The sequence below is a fragment of the Nocardia beijingensis NBRC 16342 genome, assembly GCF_001612785.1.
In the GTDB taxonomy this organism is placed as follows: Bacteria; Actinomycetota; Actinomycetes; order Mycobacteriales; family Mycobacteriaceae; genus Nocardia; species Nocardia beijingensis.
In genome coordinates this window covers 85,670-104,856 of the sequence record NZ_BDBC01000007.1, presented here as the reverse complement: position 1 = coordinate 104,856, position 19,187 = coordinate 85,670, and the positions used below count along the sequence as shown (strand labels likewise).

Here is a 19,187-nt window from a genome sequence, read left to right as displayed (position 1 = left end):
GGCAGAAATCCGAGCGATACTGTCATTCGCGCCACTCGTCGCGCATCCGAACGCCCGCTTGACTCGACGCACACCGAGTTCCGATCAGAAGGAGGGCATCGTGGCCGCACCGACGGGCCTCGACTGGGCATGGGCCACCAGCACCGGCGGCGCGCTGTCGAGACAGCAACGCCGCGGGTTGGCCGTCGCGACCGCCCGCACGCTGCCCGCCATGGTGACCAACCGGGTCCGGCTGGCGCTGGGCAGGCGCGGTCGCGGAAGACTGGAGTTCGCCGGTCTGCGGTTACCCGATTCCGCGCTCGCCGTCGCGGCGGAGACCGAGGCGTGCGAGTCGCTGTCGCCGCACATGCTGAACCATTCGCTGCGGACCTACTACTTCGGCCGGGTCCTGGCCGATCTCGACGGCGCCGCCTACGACGACGAACTCGTCTACGTCTCCTGCCTCCTGCACGACCTGCACCTCGAACATCCCACGCCCGGCCGGTGTTTCGCCGTGGTCGGCGGCGAACGGGCAGTCGCTCTCGCACTGGGCGCCGGCGCGCCGCCGGAACGGGCCGAAGCGATCGGCGCGGCCGTCGCCGCCCACCTCACGCCCGGCGTCGCCGACGATCTCGGCGACCCCGGCGGCTTCGTCTCCGCGGGAGCCTCGGTGGACGTGCTCGGGACGCGCCTGGCGGAATTGGACCGGGAATGGGTCGCCGAACTGCTGCGCCGCCACCCGCGACTGGAATTCAAACGGCACGCCGTCGCCGCTTTCCGGGCGGAGGCGAAGGCGATGCCGGAGGGCCGGATTCATTGGCTCAACGGGGCGGGTTTCCAGACCATGGTCCGAATGTCCCCGTTCGCCGAATAGATCCATTGGCGAAGCGGATTTCCGAACTGAACACAAAGGCGGACAAGCAATTATTTTCCGAATTGATCCAGCTTCTCGCCCCTCCGCGCTCGCTGGGCAAGCCCCAGCCGCGTGAGTATGCTCGATGTCATGAACGGTGTCACCGGCATCGCAAGCGCACGGCTGAAGCTCGCGCGCGCGGGGCACCACATCAACAACCTCGAACGCATTATCTCGGAATACCAGGACGCGAATGAGGTCGAAGTCCGGGTGGACTTTTCCCCGGGTATCGGAGACGAAAACGAGATCGACTGCGAGGTAGCGGCGGTCAGCGTGTCCGACGTGCCCGACGAATGGGCGCTGATCACGGGCGATGCGCTGACCAACCTGCGGTCCGCGCTCGACCGCGCCGTCTATCCGCACGCCGAGCATTTCCCCATCATGCTGAGCAATACGAACAGCAAGGGTGAGGAGATATGCATCGAGGAAATATTCGACGCGGTCACCACAGCCATAATTCTCCGCAATCAGCCTTTCAATGATCCCCTGCCGACGCACCATCCCCTCGGCCTTCTCGGCGAACTGGTCGACCGTGACCGGCACTGCCGACTGCGCGTGAGCAACCAATTCCGGGCCGAGCTTATTTTCGCACCATCGGATGACTACGAAGTCGTGGACGCGCCGGGACTGGAGGTACACGAACTGGTGCCGGGAGCGGTCTTCAAGCATTTCCGTTTGCGGCTCCGCCCCGGCGTCACGCAGTCCCAGCTCACCTACAACAACCGACTCGGGTCGACCGTCGTCGTCAATATTCCCGACACGAATGAGGATGTGCCGCTCGTGACGAGCCTGAGATCGATCCACACGCAGGTGTCGGAGATCCTGGATCAACTCGAAGCCATCGGAATCCTGTAACCGGTCATCAAGTGGCACGCACCGCCGGTCGGCATGCGCAGCGGTGGACGGCGGGCCTGCCTGCGCCGTTCGACTACGGCTCGTAGCTTCCGGGACCCCCGCAAAACCTTTGTCGCGCAGAACAAATCGCCCGTGCCATCTGTCAGATGGCACGGGCGAGGTGCTACTTTGGGTGGAGTGTCAGCCCAGACGCTGCTTCAGCGCCTCGAACTCGTCGCGCACGCCGGAAGGCAGCTTGTCACCGACGAACTCGAACCACTCTTCGATCAGCGGAATCTCCTTGCGCCACTCGTCGGCGTTCACGGCGAGCGCCTCGTCGACGTCCTTGGGATCGACGTCCAGCCCGTCCAGGTCGAGCTGCGCGGCGGTCGGCACGTTGCCGATCGCGGTCGCCTCGGCCTCCGCGGAACCCTCGATGCGGCCGATGATCCACTCCAGCACGCGGGAGTTCTCACCGAAGCCGGGCCACAGGAAGCGGCCGTCCGCGCCGCGGCGGAACCAGTTGACGTAGAAGATCTTCGGCAGCTTGGCCGCGTCGGCGTTCTTGCCGACGTTGATCCAATGGCCCAGGTAGTCGCCGACGTGGTAGCCGAGGAACGGCAGCATGGCCATCGGGTCGCGGCGCACGGTGCCGACCTTGCCCTCGGCGGCCGCGGTCTGCTCGGAGGACAGCGTCGCGCCCATGAACACGCCGTGCTGCCAGTCGAAGGACTCGGTGACCAGCGGGACGGTGGTCTTGCGGCGGCCACCGAACAGGATCGCCGAGATCGGCACGCCCTGCGGGTCGTCCCACTCGGGCGCCAGGATCGGGCACTGCGCCATCGGCGTGCAGTAGCGGGAGTTCGGGTGCGCGGCCAGCGTCTCGGTCTCCCGCAGGTACCAGTCGTTGCCCTTCCAGTCGATCAGGTGATCGGGCTCGCCTTCCAGGCCCTCCCACCACACGTCGCCGTCGTCGGTCAGCGCGACGTTGGTGTAGACGGTGTTGCCCGCTTCCATGGTGGCCATGGCGTTCGGGTTGGAGCTGCGGTTGGTGCCGGGCGCGACGCCGAAGAAGCCGTACTCGGGGTTCACCGCGTAGAGGCGGCCGTCCTTGCCGAAGCGCATCCAGGCGATGTCGTCGCCGAGGGTCTCCGCGCGCCAGCCGGGCACGGTCGGCTGGATCATCGCGAGGTTGGTCTTGCCGCAGGCGCTGGGGAACGCGGCGGCGATGTAGTAGGCCTTGTTCTCCGGGGAGATCAGCTTCAGGATCAGCATGTGCTCGGCCAGCCAGCCCTCGTCGTGGGCCATCGCCGAGGCGATCCGCAGCGAGTAGCACTTCTTGCCGAGCAGCGCGTTGCCGCCGTAGCCGGAGCCGTAGCTCCAGATCTCCCGGTCCTCGGGGAAGTGGGTGATGTACTTGGTGTCGTTGCACGGCCACGGCACGTCGGCCTGGCCTTCGGCCAGCGGCGCGCCCACGGAGTGCAGCGCCTTCACGAACGGGCGGTCGGCGCCGAGCTTCTCCAGGGCGGCGGCGCCCATGCGGGTCATCACGCGCATCGACACGACGACGTATTCGGAGTCGGTGATCTCGACGCCCAGCTTCGGGTCCTCCGCGCCGAGCGGACCCATGCAGAACGGCACCACGTACATGGTGCGGCCCTTCATCGAGCCCCGGTACAGCTCGGTCATCGTGGCGCGCATCTCGGCCGGCTCGACCCAGTTGTTGGTCGGGCCCGCGTCGGCCTCGGTCTTCGAACAGATGAAGGTGCGCGACTCCACCCGGGCCACGTCGGAGGGATCGGAGAGAGCGAGGAAGGAGTTCGGCTTCTTCTTCTCGTCCAAGCGCTTGAACGTCCCCGCCGCGACGAGCTGCTCGGTGAGCCGCTCCCATTCCTCGTCGGAGCCGTCCGCCCACACCACTCGATCCGGCTGGGTGAGTTCGGCGACTTCTTGTACCCAGGCGAGTAGTTCGCTGTGCTCGGTCGGCGCCTTGCCGTCGGATCCACGAAGACCAGGAATGGTCGCTGACGTCATGAAAACTCTCCTGAGATGGGTGGCTATTCGATGCTTCGCCACCTGGCCCAAGGCCCATGACCAGCGCGAATGCACCGAGCGCCACCGTTGGCGGGAAGGCGCCCGCTCCGACCGGTCGAACGCGCACCCCAGGAGGGCGGCAGATCAGGACTTAGCGGACGCCCAAGTTCCTGAATAGAGGTTAACGCGATGTGACGGCCGGTACGGTATCGGGTTCCTCACTGTGTACCCAATCGGTCGTTCGTTTCAACAGGCGAGATCCAGCGATCGATGATCCGGACATCCCGCTCGCATGCGGCGAGCTGCCCCGGCTGCTCGGCCGCCATCCGGCGCAATTCGGCCTCCAACCGGGCCACCCTGCGGTCCGTCTCGACCATTCGCGCGGTGCTTGCCTGGACCACGTGATCCGCCAGAACGGTCTCCGCTTCCACGAGCGCGGTCACCACGCGCTGCTCGAGCTGCGCTTTTACATTGACCAGCGCGTCGGCGATCCATTGCCGGATGTGCGCTCGATCGGCCAGCTGGCGGCGGGCCCGGACCACCCACGCCGCGGCGCCGCCGCCGAGCAGCAGCGTGACCGGCACGCTGGCGACGTCCAAGGCCGGTACGAGGGAGAACGGAGCAACCAGCAGGCGACCGAGGCCGACACCCGCCGACGCGCCGAGCGCGATCATAAGGTGATCTTCGACACCCCGATGCCTGGGCTCGGGATCCGGGCCGACCCGAGGCGCCGGATCGCGCCGCCGCGTCGGCGAACCACGGTCCGTGCTCTCGATCCGGGTGCTCAGTTCGGCGATGCGCTGGTCGATGAGCTGGTCCAGAGCGCCGGTCAGCTCGATGACGTACTGCTGTAGCCGGGCGGGATAGCCGCCGAGCTCGGCGCGGCGCAGCCGGTCCAGCTCGGCGCGCACGGCGGTGTGCAGCGCCCGGATGTTCGAGCCGATCTCGGTCATCAGGTCCACCCTGGCCAGATGTAGCTGCCCGCGCAGGGTGGACATGGCCGTGGCGCGCCCGCCGTCGCGACCGGCCAGCAGGACGGAGCGCGCCTCGCGCAGCCGGGCCGGTTCGGCGCCGGAGCGCAGCACCGCCACCTGCTCGGCCACCCGTCGGCGCGTGTCGGCGATGACCCGGCCGACGACCGCGTCCTGCCGGTCACCGCCCGCGGCGGTCGCGGCGGTGAGTTGTGCGTGCAGGGCGCCGACGCCGGAGCGATCGAGCAGTCCGGCGTCGCCCGCGGTGCGTGCGGCGGCCGCGAGCCGTGCCGAGACCGGCACGATGTCCAGGTCGCCCGCGCCCACCGCGGCCAGCAGCTCCAAGTCGCGCTCCCGCACCGCCTGCCAGTCCTGATGCGCGTGGATGCCGTTCATGGCCAGCAGCACGCGGGCGCCGTCCGCGCGCAACCGGTCGATCACCCCGAGCGTGTCCGCGCCGATGATGGTGCCCGCGTCGAGCAGGATCAGCGCCACCGCGGGCGGGCTGGTCTCGGCCCCTGCCATCGCGTCGGCGTGCGGCTCGGACAGCGTGAGGCGCGGTTCGAACCGGGCCAGCTCGGTGCGCAACAGCGTCGTGTTGACGTCGGCGGGACCGATCACCGTGACCGTACTCGCGGCGCCGGAGTCGCGCACCGCGCGCAGCAGCGCCATGCCCTGCGGATTCCATCGCTCCACCACGGCCGCGAGTTCCGGGCCGAGCGCGGCGGCGGGTTCGCCGTTGGTGGAGGAGCCACGCGTGCGAGACGGCGGAACCGCCTCGGCAGGTACGTTCGCCGCCGCGGATTCCGGAGGCTCAGAGACCGGCACTGCTCATCCGTTCCCATAGTCGGATGTATCCGTTGTGCACGCGCAACGCGGCGCGGCGGGCGGGCGGGGGCATATCGCTGGTGACGACCGCGTGCCAGCGCGCGGCGCGAGCCAGCGCGTCGTCGGCGTCGGAAGGCGCGGGCGCGGGATATCCGGCGGCGAGATGGGCCACTTCGGGCCCGGCCAGGCCGGCGCAGAGCCCGAGCCAGACGGCGTCGTCGCTGGAGAGATAGGACTCCAGCAGGTCGCGCGCCCGGCCGCCGTCCTCCGGCACCGCGCGGGCGGCGAGGCGGGCCAGCTCGTCGAGCAGCTCGCCGCCGCGCAGTGCGGACACCTGCTCGTAGCGGCGGTGCAGCAACTGGTGCAGCGCGTCGATGCCGCTGGCCGCGTGCAGGACTTGCAGCAACGCCTGCGGAGTGAGACCTGGATCGTGCCGCAGGGCCGTGCAGGCACAGGCCACGCCGTACAGGTCCCAGCGTCGCAGCAGTTCCGCGCGCTCGGCGGTGTCCGGCCCCGCCGCGACGAACAGGTCCGGCGCGAGCAGCAGCGCGGGGTCGGCTTCGGTCGCCAGCTTGCGCAGCAGGTCCAGCTCGGCCTCGGTGAGCGCGCCCGACCTGGTGCGCGTCGCCAGCGAGGCGACCACCGGAACCACCGGGACTCGCAGCTCCCTGCCGTACTGCTGGGCCGCCGCCACCGCGTCGCCCCAGCGGGAACCGATCGCGTCGGCCTTGTTGAGCACCGCGATCGCGCGCTGCGGCGGCAGCGCGGCCAGCACCCTCCGATCGGCCGGCGTCGGCGCGGCGGACAGCACGTAGACGACGATATCGGCGTCGAGTTCCGGGTCGGGCGCTCCCGGCCGGTCCACCGGATCGGTCTCCACCGCCGACATGAGCGCGAGCGCGTGCAGCACCGTGGTCCGTCCCGCGTGCGCGCGCCCGGTCACCTGGATACGCGGTGGCTTGCGCCACGCGCTGACGGCCGCCGCCGCGGCGTATCCGATCTGCGGATCCCGCCCCGTGCCGAAGCGGAGCTCGGCGAGCAGCCTGTCGAGCTGATCGTGCGTGGAGGCGGGCACGCCGCGCTCCCGCAGCGGTCCATCGGAATCAGTGGCTGCCGGCATGCTGCACGTACCCCCTTTTACGGTGCGCAATTCTGTCAGAAGTCGGCGCGCGGCACAGGTTCGACGGCTCAGCTGCCGCTGAAGTACTTGTTCGCGGTGCGCACCACCCAGTTCGGCGCGTATTTGCCCACGGTCGCCAGCACCTTCGCCTGCGCGCCGATCTCGTAGTGCACCTTCGGCAGCCTGGCGCGCTTGCGGGTGGCCTCCCAGATCCCGGCGGCGACGTCGTCGGCGGTCAGCCGCACGCCGAGCGACTTCGTCGTCCCGGTCGTCACGCCGTCCACCATGGCCGTGGACACGAACATCGGCCAGATCGCGAGCACCCGGATGTCGTAGCGCTCCCATTCCAGGTCCAGCGCCTCGGTGAAGCTCTTGACCGCGGACTTGCTCGCGCCGTAACTGGCGAGTTCGGCCTGCCCGTAGATCGCCGAAGCCGAGCAGAGGTTGACTACTTGCGCACCAGGGGTGTCGCGTAGGTACCGGAACGCGCTGTGCGTGCCCGTGAGCACGCCGACCACGTTGACCTCCACGATCGCCCGATGGGCGGGGAGGTCGATCTCCTCGAACGGTCCGGCGCGCAGGATGCCCGCGTTGTTGACCAGGATGTCCAGCCGTCCCGTCGCGGCGTGGAACTCCGCGAGCCGCTCCGCCCACTGCGTGGCGTTCGTCACATCGAGCACCCCGGTGTGCACTGCGCCACCCTTGGCTGTGATATCACCGGACAGCCTGGTCAGCCCGACTTCATCGATGTCGTAAGCCCCGACCTGGTATCCCTGCGCAGCGAAAAGCAAGGCGGTGGCCCGCCCGATACCGGACGCCGCGCCGGTGATGAATACTGTCGGTCTGCTCATGCCGGGGAGTCTAGTGCCGGGAATGCCGTGTACCGCGGGGGTTCCCAGACGCCCGGTCGGCCACTTACCCTACTGAAGTGGTCGGCACCATAACCGGTGCGCAGCTTGAACTTTCGCATGCGGCAACCGACCTCGACGATGAGGAGGTTGCGATGACCGCGAACGTCATCGGCGCTGTCGACCCGGAGCCGGCCTGTCCCGCGGACCGCAAGCCTTTGCTGCCGAGCGCGGACCCGTTCCATCGACCGCCGAAAGGGTTCGCGGCCAAAGCGCCCGGGACCATCCTGCGCAGCAGGAAGATCGACGTGGCCCTGTTCGGGGTTGTCCCGCAGCAGGTCTCGGCCTGGCAGCTACTGTACCGCAGCTGTGATCTGCACGGTGCGCCGGAAGCGGCCGTCACCACGGTGCTGCTGCCGATCGACGCGGAGCCGGACGAGGACCGCCCGCTGCTGGCCTTCCAGACCGCGATGGACGCGGTGACCGAGAAGTGCTCCCCCTCCTACGCCCTGCGCCACGGTGCGCGGGCACTCGGTTCGGTCACCCAGTTGGAATGGCTCCTGGTCGCGAACGCCCTGCGGCGCGGCTGGGCGGTGAGCATCGCCGACCACGAGGGCCCGCACGGGAACTTCGGCGCGCCGCGCGAGCCCGGCTACCGCGCGCTCGACGGCATCCGCGCCGCCCTTCGCTTCGGCCCGATGGGGCTCGGGCCGCAAACCCGCGTCGCGGTGTGGGGCTACTCCGGCGGCGGCATGGCCAGCTCATGGGCGGTCGAGATGGCGCCGACCTACGCCCCGGAACTCGACATCGTCGGCGCGGTGCTCGGCGCCCCGGTCGGCGACCCGCGGCAGGTCTTCGACCGGCTCAACGGCACCCCGTACGCGGGCCTGCCCGCCATCGTCATCGCCGCGCTGCGCAGGCTGTATCCCGCGTTGAGCTCGCTGATCGACAACGAGCTCAGTCCCGACGGCCACCGGTTCGTCGTCCGCGCGGAGAACGCCACACCGCTCGGCGCGATCCTCGGGCTCGCGGGCAAGAAGGTGGACGACTTCCTCGACCGGCCGCTCGCCGAAGTACTCGACACCCCGGAGCTGCGGGCGATGTTCGACGATCTGCGTCTGGGCAACACCCCGCCCGCGTGCCCGCTGCTGGTGGTGCAACCGATCCACGACCAGGTGATCCACATCGATGGGGTGGACGGCCAAGTGGCCCGCTACCGCCGTGGCGGCGCCGCGGTGACCTACGTTCGCGACCGGCTCAGCGAGCATTTCTCGCTGCTGCCGCTGTCCACGCCGATCAGCCTGGACTGGCTGGCGGACCGGTTCGCCGGGCAACCGGTGAGCGAAGTCGGCGACAGCACCGTGTGGTCGGTCGCGGCCTCCCCGTCGGGCGTGCGCGGACTGCTGGAGATGGCGGTGACCGCGGCCAAGGTCGCACTCGGAAGGCCGCTGCGTCAGCAACGGCCGACCGCGCCGAGGATCGCGCCGGCGCGCGCCGCCTGACGGCCTGCTCAGCGGCCCGGGTACAACCGCCTGCCGCACCGATCGCAGGATGCTGGACAATGGACGCCGTGAACGACGCCGCGAACCATACTGCCGAGTCAGTTCCGGGCCCGCCGTCCACAACTTCGGCTCCGGCCGAGGGCGGGCCGAGGCACAAGACCGGCTCCCGCCTGTACCCACGAGTCACCAGCTTCCGGTCGCGCAGGGGCGCGCTGACCGCGACCCAGCAGCAATCCTGGGACCGGATGTGGCCGTCGATCGGCCGGGAAGTCGCCGACGAGCCACTGGACGCGGCCGCTTGGTTCGGACGCGATGCGCCGCTGGTCATCGAGATCGGCTGTGGCACCGGCACCGCGACGGCCGCCATGGCACAGGCCGAACCACACCTGAACCTGATCGGCATCGAGGTCTACCAGCCCGGCCTCGCGCAGTTGGTGCAGCGCGTCGAGCGCGAAGGGATCGAGAACATCCGCCTGCTGCGCGGCGACGCGGTCGACGTGCTGGAGAACATGATTGCTGAAGAGTCGCTGACCGGCGTCCGCGTGTTCTTCCCCGACCCGTGGCCGAAGGCGCGCCATCACAAGCGGCGGCTGCTGCAACCCGCGACGGTCGCGCTGATCGCCAGCCGCCTGAAGCCGGGCGGTGTCCTGCACGTCGCCACCGACCACGCGGGCTACGCCGAGCACATCCACGCGGTGGGCATGGCGGAGCCCCTGCTCATCGGCCTGAACGAGACGACAGGCGGGGTGAGCGCCGACCATCGCGACACCGCGCCGATCGGTTTCGAGCGGCCCGTCACGAAATTCGAAGGCAAGGCACATCGCGCCGGTAGCGCCATCACAGAGCTCATATGGGGGAAGATCGACCGATGAGCGTCAGTGAAATGGCCCACGAAGTGGTCGATGTTGCCGGGGAGGTGCACGACGGCGGAGCGGAAGGTCTCGGCAGTTCGGGGCCGGACGTGCGCCGTGTCCTGTTGGTGTGGGACGCCCCGAACCTCGACATGGGCCTCGGCGCCATTCTCGGCGGTCGTCCGACCGCCGCCTACCGCCCGCGATTCGACGCGCTCGGCCGCTGGCTGCTGGCCCGCACCGCCGAACTGTCGGTGGGCGCGGTGCATCGGGTGGAACCAGAGGCCACCGTCTTCACCAACATCGCGCCGGGCACCGCCGACGTCGTGCGGCCTTGGGTGGAGGCGCTGCGCAACGTCGGCTACGCGGTCTTCGCCAAACCGAAGATCGACGAGGACTCCGATGTCGACGCCGACATGCTGGCGCACATCGCCCTGCGCAGCCGAGGCGCCGGTCTGGCGGGCATCATGGTCGCCTCCGCCGACGGCCAGGCGTTCCGCGAACCGCTCGAGGCGCTCGCCGCCAAGGGAGTGCCGGTTCAGGTGCTCGGCTTCCGCGAGCACGCGAGTTGGGCCGTCACATCCGATACTCTCGAATTCATCGACCTCGAGGACATTCCGGGCGTGTTCCGTGAACCGCTGCCCCGGGTGAGCCTCGACTCGCTGCCCGACGAGGGTGCCTGGCTGCAGCCGTTCCGGCCGCTGTCGGCACTGCTCACCTCTCGCCCCGCCCAAGGAGTCGCTTAGTGTTCACACGCTGGGGCGATCTGGTATACCGGCTGCGTTTCGCCGTCATCGGCGTGGTCGTGGCCGGTCTTCTGGCTCTCGGTGGCTACGGCCTCGGGTTGGAGGACCACCTCAGCTCCAGCGGGTGGGACGATCCGACCTCGGAGTCGGCGCGCGCGGCGCGGATCAAGGACGGCGCCTTCGCACGGGATCACACCTCCGACGTCATCGTGTTGTACACGGCGCCGGAGGGCAAGACCATCGATGATCCGGAATTCAGCGGCAAGATCCTCGACAACCTGACGAGTCTGCCCCGCGACCATCCCGACGAGATCACCCAGATCAACGGTGTCTACTGGCGGAACACCGCGAATATCCCGGTTCAGGCTTCCGTTTTCGGTTCCAAGGACAAGAAGTACGCTTTCGCCTCCATCGCCATCAAGGGCGACAACGACACCGAGATGGTGCGCAATTACCGGAAGGTGAAGAACGTCTTCTTCATCCCCGGGGTGGATGTGCAGGTGACCGGTCTGCAGGCCGTGGCGGGCACGCTGAACGACACCATGGCCGACGACCAGAAACGCATGGAGATCCTCGCCATTCCGGCGGTGGCCGTGCTGCTCTTCTTCATCTTCGGCGGTATCGTCGCCGCCGGATTGCCGCTGATCGTCGGTGGTCTCACCGTGATCGGCGCCTGGGGGATCGTCCGCTTCATCACCGAGTTCGCGGAAGTGAACTCGTTCGTCTCGCCGGTCGTCTCGATGATCGGCCTCGGTTTGGCCATCGACTACGGCTTGTTCATCGTGAGCCGGTTCCGCGAGGAACTCGCCGAGGGATACGACACCAGGGTCGCGGTCCGCAGATCGGTGATGACGGCGGGCCGCACCGTGGTGTTCTCCGCGACGATGATCGTCGCCAGCCTCGGCGGCATGCTGCTGTTCCCGCAGGGCTTTCTGAAATCGGTCGCCTACGGCGCCATCGCGACGGTCTCGCTGGCGGCGTTGACCTCGATCACCGTCTTGCCCGCCATGCTGGCGGTGCTCGGTAAGCGCGTCGATATGCTCGGCCTCAAGCGGTTCCGTAAGACGAAGACCGCCGACGAGGTGGAGGGCGGCTTCTGGGGGCAGTCCACCCGCTGGGTGATGAAGCATCCGCTCAAGATCGCGATTCCGCTGTGCATCATCTTGTTGCTGCTGATCATCCCCGTCAAGAACCTCAGTTTCGGCGGTATCAACGAGCGGTATCTGCCGCCGGACAATCCGACCCGGCTGGCGCAGAAAGAGTTCGACACGGTTTTCCCGCTGCGCAAATCGGACCCGATCGAACTGGTATTCGTCGTCGATGATCCCAGTCTCGCCACCCAGGTCGGCAAGGTGGTGAAAGAGGCGAGCAAAGCGCCAGGACTGGCAGGCGAATTCGCTTATCCCCCGAGCACGGCGCCCAACGACAAGACCATTTTCAAGACTTCCGTCACGCTCACCAATTCCGAGGACGCCGATCCGACCATCGATTACATCCGCTCGCTGGAGTTGCCCGACGGTGTGACCATGCTCGTCGGGGGTCAACCCGCGATCCAGAAGGACAGCATCAGCGCGCTGCTGGGCCGGATGCCCCTGATGATCGCGCTCGTCCTGTTCGTGACGACGCTGCTGATGTTCCTGACCTTCGGCTCGCTGGTGCTGCCGATCAAGGCCGCGCTGATGAGCGCCCTCGGTCTCGGGTCCACCCTCGGCATCCTCACCTGGATCTTCATCGACGGCCACGGCGCCGGGCTGTTGAATTTCACTCCCCAGCCGATCATGTCGCCGGTGCTGGTGCTGATCATCGCGATCATCTACGGTCTCTCGACCGACTACGAAGTCTTCCTGATGTCGCGCATGGTCGAGGCGCGCGCCCAGGGCGCGAGCACCACCGAGGCGGTGCGGATCGGCACCGCGCAGACCGGCCGGATCATCACCGCGGCCGCGCTGATCCTGCTCGTCGTCACCGGTGCGTTCGCCTTCTCCGATCTGGTGATGATGCAGTACATCGCCTACGGCATGATCGCCGCGCTGTTCATCGACGCGACCGTGCTGCGCATGCTGCTCGTCCCGGCCACCATGAAGCTGCTCGGCGACGACTGCTGGTGGGCGCCAGCCTGGATGAAGAAGGTGCAGGAGAAGGTCGGGCTCGGTGAGCCCATTCTCGACGACGAGCGCGTCGGTGGCGGCGACGTCGTCGACTTGGTGAAGACCACGCCGATCACCGATCCGGTGACCATGCAGATCCCCGCGGTCGCCGCCGCGAACAAGGTGCCGCGCAGGCGCAAGCCGCGCACGGTCGCCGAGATCGAAGCCGAGGCGCCGACCAGGCGGCTGGACCGGGTTCCGCCGCCGCCCGCGCCGCAGCCGACGCCCGCGCCGCCGCCGCTCGATCCGGGCAGGCAGCGCCCGGAACCGCCGCGCACTCCCACACCCCCGCGGGGTGAACCCATTCGGCCGCGGCGGATCTCGCAGGTTCCGAACGATCCGCGCTCGACGCCCGAGCAGGCGGAGCAGCGGCCGCCGTCGCCGCCCGTGAACCCACAAGGTCCCGCGGGGTCGCGACCGATGCCGCCCAGCGGCCTGCCGCACGACCCGAACACATCGCACGCCGGTGTGCCCTCGGTGATCCTTCCCGAGCGCAGCCCGCGTCCCGCTGTCTCGCCGATCACGCCGCCCGCCCCGCACGCGCTGGAACCGCGTCCACTGTCCGGTATCGCGCAGGAGCCGACTTTCGAACTCGCACAGCAGGAGCCGGCCGCCCCACGTCCGGCACGCCTGCCGTCCGAGGATCCGGCCGTCTCCGACAGTCCCGCCCATCGTGCACCCGAGCCAGAGGCCACCGCGGAGCCGTACAACGGACCGGACACCACCAACCGCAGCAGCATCGAGAGCTGGATGGCCGAACTGCGCTCCTCCCGCCGTCACATCGGCCGGGTCCCCGAGGAAGGCAGACACCACGGCGGCGACGGCCGCACGGTGAGCGTGAACGAACTACTGCGCCGCCGCGAGCGCGAGTGAACGGTCGCTCCTGACAACGACAACTTGCGCCCATCCGACCGGTTCGCAGGCCGAAGTTCGTCGTTGGGCGTAGTGCCGAACCTCAATGACGCGATAGCGGCGGCGATCGCCGCGGCGACCGGTCAGCTTGCCCGGCCGACGTCGTCGGGCTCTTCCTGCTGTTTCGCGGCAGCTGTTGCCGGGCCGCGGGATTCGCTGCCCGCGTCGGCGAAGGCTCGGGCGTAGCGGGTTCCGGCCAGGAGCAGGAGGATGCCGACGACGAGGAAGGCGGCGACGCGAAGCAGGCCGTCCAGGGTTGCCAGGTCGAAGAGGAACAGTTTGGCCAATGCCGCCGCGGTGACCAGCAATCCGGAACCCAGGGCGAGTTTGGCGACCGCGGGTGCGTCGGCGAGTTCGCGCAGTCCGAACAGGAGGGCTCCGGTCGCGGCGGCCATCCACAGGATCGTCGCTGCGCTGTGGCCGATGACGAACCCGTTCGGCGTTCCGGTGGCGACGCCGACCGAGACCGTCGTCGTGGTCACCGCGTAGAGTCCGGCGACGCTCGCGACGATCCACGGCCACGCGCTACCCGCGGCCGGGCCCGGCGACCGCCGCGCGCACCACAGTGCCACCGCGACCACCGCGAGGGCCAGCACCGCGCTGAGCGCGGTCGACATCCCCAGGTCGCTCTCCGAACGATGCTGCGAGGCGAGCGTTTCCGGACTCGCGACGTTCAGCAGCGCCAAGCCGCCGAGCACCGCGAACGCCCCGCCGAGGCCCGCCGCCAGGCGGGACATCCGCTGGCCCGCCACGCCGAGGAAGACCAACGCCACCAAGAGCAGCGCCGTTGGCAGCGTTTGCGCGTCGGTCGCACCCACACATGCTTCGAGTAGCGCGATCGAACCCGCGACGGCCGCTACGAGGGTCGTATGTCCTGGAATCGCGACAACGCCAACCACTTTCGGCACAGCGCTCGCCGCGGCGACGAGTAAGAGCACCGCGGCGGCGAGCGACGCCACCGACACCGCGACGAGCCGTTCGGAATACATGCCCGGCGCCAACAGAATCGGCACGAGCGCCGCCGCCATCGTCAGGGATGCGGTGACGTCGGCGGGCCGTTGCCGGACGACGACGATCGTCCCGATGATCCCCACAAGCGCGACCGCCGCCGCTGCCACGAGCACCCCGGTGCGCTCTCCAGCGGAGGGAGCACCGAGTACCACACCCGCGACAAACGTCGATGTCGCCAGTACGGCGGGCAATGTGCGTGCGACGTGCAGGTAGGGCCAGTCCCGCGCCAATTGCACCGGCACGCAGGCCAACTGCAACACGATCAGGAACGCGAGCAGCACCGGTCGCGTGGTCACCACCGGAGACAGCGCCGCCGCGGCGAGCACCACCAGCACCGCGAAAGGCTGCGAGCGCCACTGCATCGCCAAACCGACGCCTCCGGCGGCGACACCCAAGGCGACGGCGAGCCCGAACACCGGATGCAGCCAGTGGTAGATGGCCGTCACCGCGACGACATCGAGATAGGCGCCCGCGACGCCGGTGGCCGCCAGGGCGATGCCGCCGACCCGTCCGCCGGTCCGCCCGAAGACCCGCACGCCCGTGGCGACCAGCCCAGCGGAGAAGACCGCACCCGCGACCACCCGCGGCACCGGCCCGAAGAAGCCCGCCTGAGCGGCCAGAACCAGCAGCATCGCGACGCCGATCAACGTCACCGCGACACCGGCCAGCGCCAAGATCCGGCTGATCACCCCGTCCCGCTGCCACCACGGCGTGTGCGGTACCGGCGACGCCGGGCGCGGCGGCACCGGTGGACGAGGCGGTACCGCGCCCGGCATCGGCCCCCAGGCGTTCGGCGGCCAGGCAGCGCCACCCCAGCCACCGCCCGGCGGCGGCGCGTAACGCGGAACGTACGCGGGCTGCGGAGGAGGACCCGGCACACCGGCCGCTGACCGGCCCGGCCACGACGGAGTCACCGGAGATACCGCCCCTGACGGCACGCCTCCCGACTCCCCGAACCCACTTGTGGACCCGTCGGTCCCACCCGACACCGTCCCCGCGAACCCGCTCCCCGCGGGTGCACCGCCCCCACTCGACACCGTCCCCGCGACCGGGCCTACGGATTCGGGAACAGACCCGAGCGCCTGACTGCCAGTCCCAGGGCGTACCGACGGCTGCGAAAGAGAGCCGCGCGCCTCGCCGGACGCCGACCCGCGTGGCGCCTCCGTCCGGGACGCACCCGTCGCGTCGGCCACTGCCCCGGACACACCAGCACCCGACGGGTCGGATACCAAGCCACGTACATCTCCGGGCTCGCCCCCACCCGTCGAGACGGGCAGCGACCCGTGCCCTGCCTCAGGCACACCGGCACCCGACGGGTCGGACACCGATCCATGTACATCCCCGGGAACGCCAGCCCCCAGCGTGCCGAACGCCAACCCCCGTGCCACCCCGGGCTCGCCCACACCCGACGCGTCGGATGCCGCCCCAGGTACGCCACCAGCAGTTACGTCGGCCGTCGAACCGCCCCCTGCCCCAGGCACGCCGACGCCCCCCGACACGCCGAACATCGAGCCACCCACATCTTCGAGACCGCTAGCCCCCGTCGCATCGGCCGCCGACCCTCGCGCTGCCCCAGGAACACCGGCACCCGACGGGTCGGACACCGAGCCACCCGCATCCCCGGGAACGCCAGCCCCCAGCGTGTCGAACGCCGACTCCCGCATCACCCCGGATACGTCCGCACCTTTCGCGCGGGACTCCGCCCCACGCACCGCTTCGGTGCCGGGCACCCCCGGCCGGTCCGACGTCGGATGCGTTCCTCCCGGCACGCCCGCACCCCACGTGCCGGGCGCGGCCGGACGCACCGAGATGTCCGCGACGACCTGCTCGCGTAGCAGCCGCAGATCGCTCCCGAGCACGCCCAGCTGCGTACCCAGCGTGGTGAACTCGCCGGAGAGCCGCGCGAGCAACGCCGGATCGATGGAGGTAGTCATGACTTCATGCTGGTCATCGCGACCCGCGCGGACATGAGTAGTTACCCCTGGTAGACGGGCGGGTTCTACCCGCCCGACCGGCCCGCACCCGGGCAGTCGGATGCGGACCGGTCGCGCCAGGTGGTCAGTAGGTGCGCAGCCCGACGACCTCGTGCACGGCGTCGATCACCGCGGCGCGCGGCGGCATGCGCAGGACGCCCGGCGCGGGTTCGCCCGCCCAGTGCCAGCCGAGTGACGAATCGGAGCTGGGCAACAGGATGATGCGACCGCCGGGAATCACGGTGACCCCGTGCCCGGCGAGGCAGCGCCGGACCGCGACTTCGACCGGCCGGGCGGGGCTTGGTGGCGTGACGAGGAAGGTCCACGTGCGCTCACCCGGATCGGCGATGACGGGCGCGGTGTGGTTGCGGTCCAGTTGGACGAGCACCTTGCGCCCCAGCTCCGGCGGCATGACGATCGCGCCCATGATGGAGCCGGTGGTGATGGTCGGGCGTCCGGCGAGCAGCTGAACCGGAAGCCCGTAGGTATGCCGCAGCAGATGCGCGACTTCATGGGGGTTGTGACAGCCCTCGAACATCGCTTTACTCCGCATCGCAGTAGCCGAATTCGGTCGAATAGACGGACGTTCGGGGTAGCAACCCGCGCTGGTCGCGCATATTTGCCAGCGGAGCGCTGACGAGACGTGCCGATCGAAACGCGCGGTGGCGCGCCGATCGTAGGGTCTGAGCGCCAGGCCGCCGCGCGCGATCGGCGCGCCCGGCCTGGACGGTGTTCATCGGCATGGTTTTCATTGCCGCCGCCCTTTGCAGTCAAAGTTGCAGAAAGGCAACGGTATTCCAACCAGCGGCGAACGAGTCGTACGCAATGTCCCACTTCGGTAGTCGCAGATAACATAGCGTCGTACTCTGAAACCCAGATTTAACAAAAGGACTTGGGTATGGACGAATCGTCGATCGGAGTTCGGATCCGCCAGTTCCGCGGCAAGGCGCTCACGCAGCGCCAGCTCGCCGACCAGGCGGGGGTCAGCGTCGATCTGGTGCGCAAACTCGAGCAGGGAGGTCGCCAAACCGCGTCCATCGCCAGCTTGCAGAAGATCGCGCGCGCCTTGGACGTGGACATCGCCGATCTGATCGGTAAGCGCCAGGGTGTGCCGTCCACCAATCCGGACGCGGGCATCGTGGCCATCCGACGCGCGCTGACGCCGGTCGACGACCTGCTCGGCGAGACCAGGGAAGAAGAGGCGGTCAGCCTCGACGACGGCAGGCGCGCGGTCGAATACGCCTGGGGCGCCTACTGGTCGGGCCGCTACGAGTTGCTGACTTCGATTCTTCCGCCGAATTTGACCCAGCTGCGCGCCACCGTGCATGCCGCGCGCAACGGTTCGGTCGCCCCTGCCAACGAGTTGCTGGCCAGGATGTACTGGGTAACCGGATGCACGCTGGTGCATCTCGGACAAACCGATCCGGCGTTCCTCGCCATCCGGCAGGCGCTCGCCGCCGCCGAGCTGGGCGACGATCCCCTGCTGCTCGCCACCATCCGCGGTTCGGTGGCCTGGCAGTTGCTGGTGCAGGGCCGCTACGACGAGTCCCGCGGCGTGGCGCTGAACGCGGCCGCGACCCTCGAGCCCTCCGGCGACGTCACGCCGACGCATCTGTCCGCCTACGGTTCGCTGGTGTTGCAGGGCGCGACCGCCGCGGGCCGAGCCCAGGACGTGCACGACGCCTTGTCCCTGGTGCAGGCGGCGAGCGAGGTCGCCCTGCGGATCGGCACGGACCGGCAGGACTACGAAACGTATTTCGGCCCTTCGCAGGTCGTCATGCAGACGGTGGATGTCAACGTCTCCTCCGAGCGCTACCCGGAGGCGCTGGCCGCCGCCAAGCAGATGCCGGTGAACGGTAGTCTCCCGCAGGCGTCCCGGGCCAGGCACCTCGCCGATACGGCGGTCGCGCTGACCCGCACCGGCCGACACCAGCGCGCGCTGGACGCCTTGCTCACGGCGGAGCGGGTGGGCGGCGCGGACTGGCTGAAATACCAGACGCTGCCCCGCCATATCGTGACCGAACTGCTCGACCACGACCGCAAGGTGCCGCTGCGCGCGTTCGCCCGCCGGATCGGGGTGAACACCTAGGACGCCGGTCGTTCCCCGGCCCGCTCGATCACCTCGTCCAGCACCTCGCGCGAGCGCAGGAGATCGTTGATGGTGCGGGTGATCCGTTCGCGCTCGGTGTGCAGTTCGGTGACCAGCGCGGGCGTGGCGGACTCGCTGGGACCGCCGTCCGCGTCGCGCATGCACGGCAGGATGCGCGCGATCTTCTTGCTGGTGAGTCCCGCCGCGAGCAACTCTTGAATATGGATGACGCGGTCCACCGCCCGCTCCGGATAGTCGCGATGACCGCCGGGAGTGCGATCGGAGGCCAGCATGCCCTGCTCCTCGTAGTAGCGCAGCGACCGTTCACTCACGCCGGTGCGCTCGGCGAGTTCCCCGATCCGCATCCGTCCCCTGGCCCTTCCACTTCGGTCTTGAATCTCACACTGATACACCGACGCTCGACCCGGT

14 protein-coding genes are annotated in these 19,187 nt (G+C 69.2%); 7 read left to right on the top strand and 7 right to left on the bottom strand.

The window, feature by feature from the left end; all coding sequences use genetic code 11:
* The first annotated feature begins 19 nt into the window (after window positions 1–19).
* Window positions 20–853 (top strand): HD domain-containing protein, encoded by an 834-nt coding sequence (locus NB3_RS03445; protein WP_371855875.1) that lies wholly within the window; start codon window positions 20–22, stop codon window positions 851–853.
* A 129-nt stretch (window positions 854–982) separates the two neighbouring features.
* Complete coding sequence (locus tag NB3_RS03440) at window positions 983–1,747, top strand: hypothetical protein (protein WP_157111481.1); 765 nt, start codon at window positions 983–985, stop codon at window positions 1,745–1,747.
* 180 nt (window positions 1,748–1,927) lie between these two features.
* Here the strand turns inward: NB3_RS03440 and NB3_RS03435 are convergent, their stop codons facing one another.
* The 4 genes from NB3_RS03435 to NB3_RS03420 form a co-directional block, all read right to left on the bottom strand.
* Window positions 1,928–3,760: a phosphoenolpyruvate carboxykinase (GTP) gene (locus tag NB3_RS03435; RefSeq protein ID WP_067796312.1), complete on the bottom strand. Its 1,833-nt coding sequence runs from the start codon at window positions 3,758–3,760 to the stop codon at window positions 1,928–1,930.
* Window positions 3,761–3,978: 218 nt separating this feature from the next.
* Window positions 3,979–5,559, bottom strand: coding sequence for a coiled-coil domain-containing protein (locus tag NB3_RS03430; RefSeq protein WP_067796309.1), 1,581 nt, complete (start codon window positions 5,557–5,559; stop codon window positions 3,979–3,981).
* The gene (locus tag NB3_RS03425; protein WP_067796307.1) at window positions 5,546–6,679 is read right to left on the bottom strand and encodes a P-loop NTPase family protein; all 1,134 of its coding nucleotides are present in this window, start codon (window positions 6,677–6,679) and stop codon (window positions 5,546–5,548) included. Before NB3_RS03425 ends, NB3_RS03430 begins: the two co-directional genes overlap by 14 nt.
* Window positions 6,680–6,747: 68 nt before the next feature.
* Window positions 6,748–7,530, bottom strand: a complete 783-nt coding sequence (locus tag NB3_RS03420; RefSeq protein ID WP_067796305.1) for an SDR family oxidoreductase — start codon at window positions 7,528–7,530, stop codon at window positions 6,748–6,750.
* A gap of 152 nt (window positions 7,531–7,682) precedes the next feature.
* Between NB3_RS03420 and NB3_RS03415 the strand changes: the two genes are divergently transcribed.
* The 4 genes from NB3_RS03415 to NB3_RS03400 are packed head-to-tail and all read left to right on the top strand — an operon-like array spanning window position 7,683 to window position 13,646.
* A complete protein-coding gene (locus tag NB3_RS03415; protein WP_067796300.1) occupies window positions 7,683–9,029 on the top strand; it encodes a lipase family protein in 1,347 nt (448 codons plus the stop codon).
* 59 nt (window positions 9,030–9,088) lie between these two features.
* Window positions 9,089–9,901: a tRNA (guanosine(46)-N7)-methyltransferase TrmB gene (trmB, locus tag NB3_RS03410; protein WP_157111479.1), complete on the top strand. Its 813-nt coding sequence runs from the start codon at window positions 9,089–9,091 to the stop codon at window positions 9,899–9,901.
* The gene (locus tag NB3_RS03405) at window positions 9,898–10,626 is read left to right on the top strand and encodes an NYN domain-containing protein (protein ID WP_174553161.1); all 729 of its coding nucleotides are present in this window, start codon (window positions 9,898–9,900) and stop codon (window positions 10,624–10,626) included. The genes trmB and NB3_RS03405 overlap by 4 nt, the downstream gene beginning before the upstream one ends.
* The gene (locus tag NB3_RS03400; RefSeq protein WP_067796298.1) at window positions 10,626–13,646 is read left to right on the top strand and encodes an MMPL family transporter; all 3,021 of its coding nucleotides are present in this window, start codon (window positions 10,626–10,628) and stop codon (window positions 13,644–13,646) included. Before NB3_RS03405 ends, NB3_RS03400 begins: the two co-directional genes overlap by 1 nt.
* A gap of 122 nt (window positions 13,647–13,768) precedes the next feature.
* On the opposite strand, the gene NB3_RS03395 is transcribed toward NB3_RS03400, so the two are convergent.
* Together NB3_RS03395 and NB3_RS03390 are read right to left on the bottom strand one after the other, a co-directional pair.
* On the bottom strand, window positions 13,769–15,385 hold the full coding sequence (locus NB3_RS03395; protein ID WP_244891750.1) for a DUF2339 domain-containing protein: 1,617 nt from the start codon (window positions 15,383–15,385) through the stop codon (window positions 13,769–13,771).
* A 1,369-nt stretch (window positions 15,386–16,754) separates the two neighbouring features.
* A complete protein-coding gene (locus NB3_RS03390; protein WP_228827497.1) occupies window positions 16,755–17,222 on the bottom strand; it encodes a hypothetical protein in 468 nt (155 codons plus the stop codon).
* Between the two features lie 345 nt (window positions 17,223–17,567).
* Here NB3_RS03390 and NB3_RS03385 point away from each other — a divergent pair, with 345 nt between their 5' ends.
* The gene (locus tag NB3_RS03385) at window positions 17,568–18,758 is read left to right on the top strand and encodes a helix-turn-helix domain-containing protein (protein ID WP_067796290.1); all 1,191 of its coding nucleotides are present in this window, start codon (window positions 17,568–17,570) and stop codon (window positions 18,756–18,758) included.
* Here the strand turns inward: NB3_RS03385 and NB3_RS03380 are convergent.
* Window positions 18,755–19,123, bottom strand: a complete 369-nt coding sequence (locus tag NB3_RS03380) for a MerR family transcriptional regulator (protein ID WP_067796287.1) — start codon at window positions 19,121–19,123, stop codon at window positions 18,755–18,757. The two genes, NB3_RS03385 and NB3_RS03380, sit on opposite strands and share 4 nt — an antisense overlap.
* Window positions 19,124–19,187 lie beyond the last annotated feature (64 nt).

Coding starts and splice junctions, on each gene's coding strand:
- NB3_RS03440 (WP_157111481.1), top strand. CDS start 983: ATGAACGGTGTCACCGGCATCGCAAGCGCACGGCTGAAGCTCGCGCGC.
- NB3_RS03435 (WP_067796312.1), bottom strand. CDS start 3,760: ATGACGTCAGCGACCATTCCTGGTCTTCGTGGATCCGACGGCAAGGCG.
- NB3_RS03425 (WP_067796307.1), bottom strand. CDS start 6,679: ATGCCGGCAGCCACTGATTCCGATGGACCGCTGCGGGAGCGCGGCGTG.
- NB3_RS03420 (WP_067796305.1), bottom strand. CDS start 7,530: ATGAGCAGACCGACAGTATTCATCACCGGCGCGGCGTCCGGTATCGGG.
- NB3_RS03415 (WP_067796300.1), top strand. CDS start 7,683: ATGACCGCGAACGTCATCGGCGCTGTCGACCCGGAGCCGGCCTGTCCC.
- trmB (WP_157111479.1), top strand. CDS start 9,089: ATGGACGCCGTGAACGACGCCGCGAACCATACTGCCGAGTCAGTTCCG.
- NB3_RS03405 (WP_174553161.1), top strand. CDS start 9,898: ATGAGCGTCAGTGAAATGGCCCACGAAGTGGTCGATGTTGCCGGGGAG.
- NB3_RS03390 (WP_228827497.1), bottom strand. CDS start 17,222: ATGCGGAGTAAAGCGATGTTCGAGGGCTGTCACAACCCCCATGAAGTC.
- NB3_RS03385 (WP_067796290.1), top strand. CDS start 17,568: ATGGACGAATCGTCGATCGGAGTTCGGATCCGCCAGTTCCGCGGCAAG.
- NB3_RS03380 (WP_067796287.1), bottom strand. CDS start 19,123: ATGCGGATCGGGGAACTCGCCGAGCGCACCGGCGTGAGTGAACGGTCG.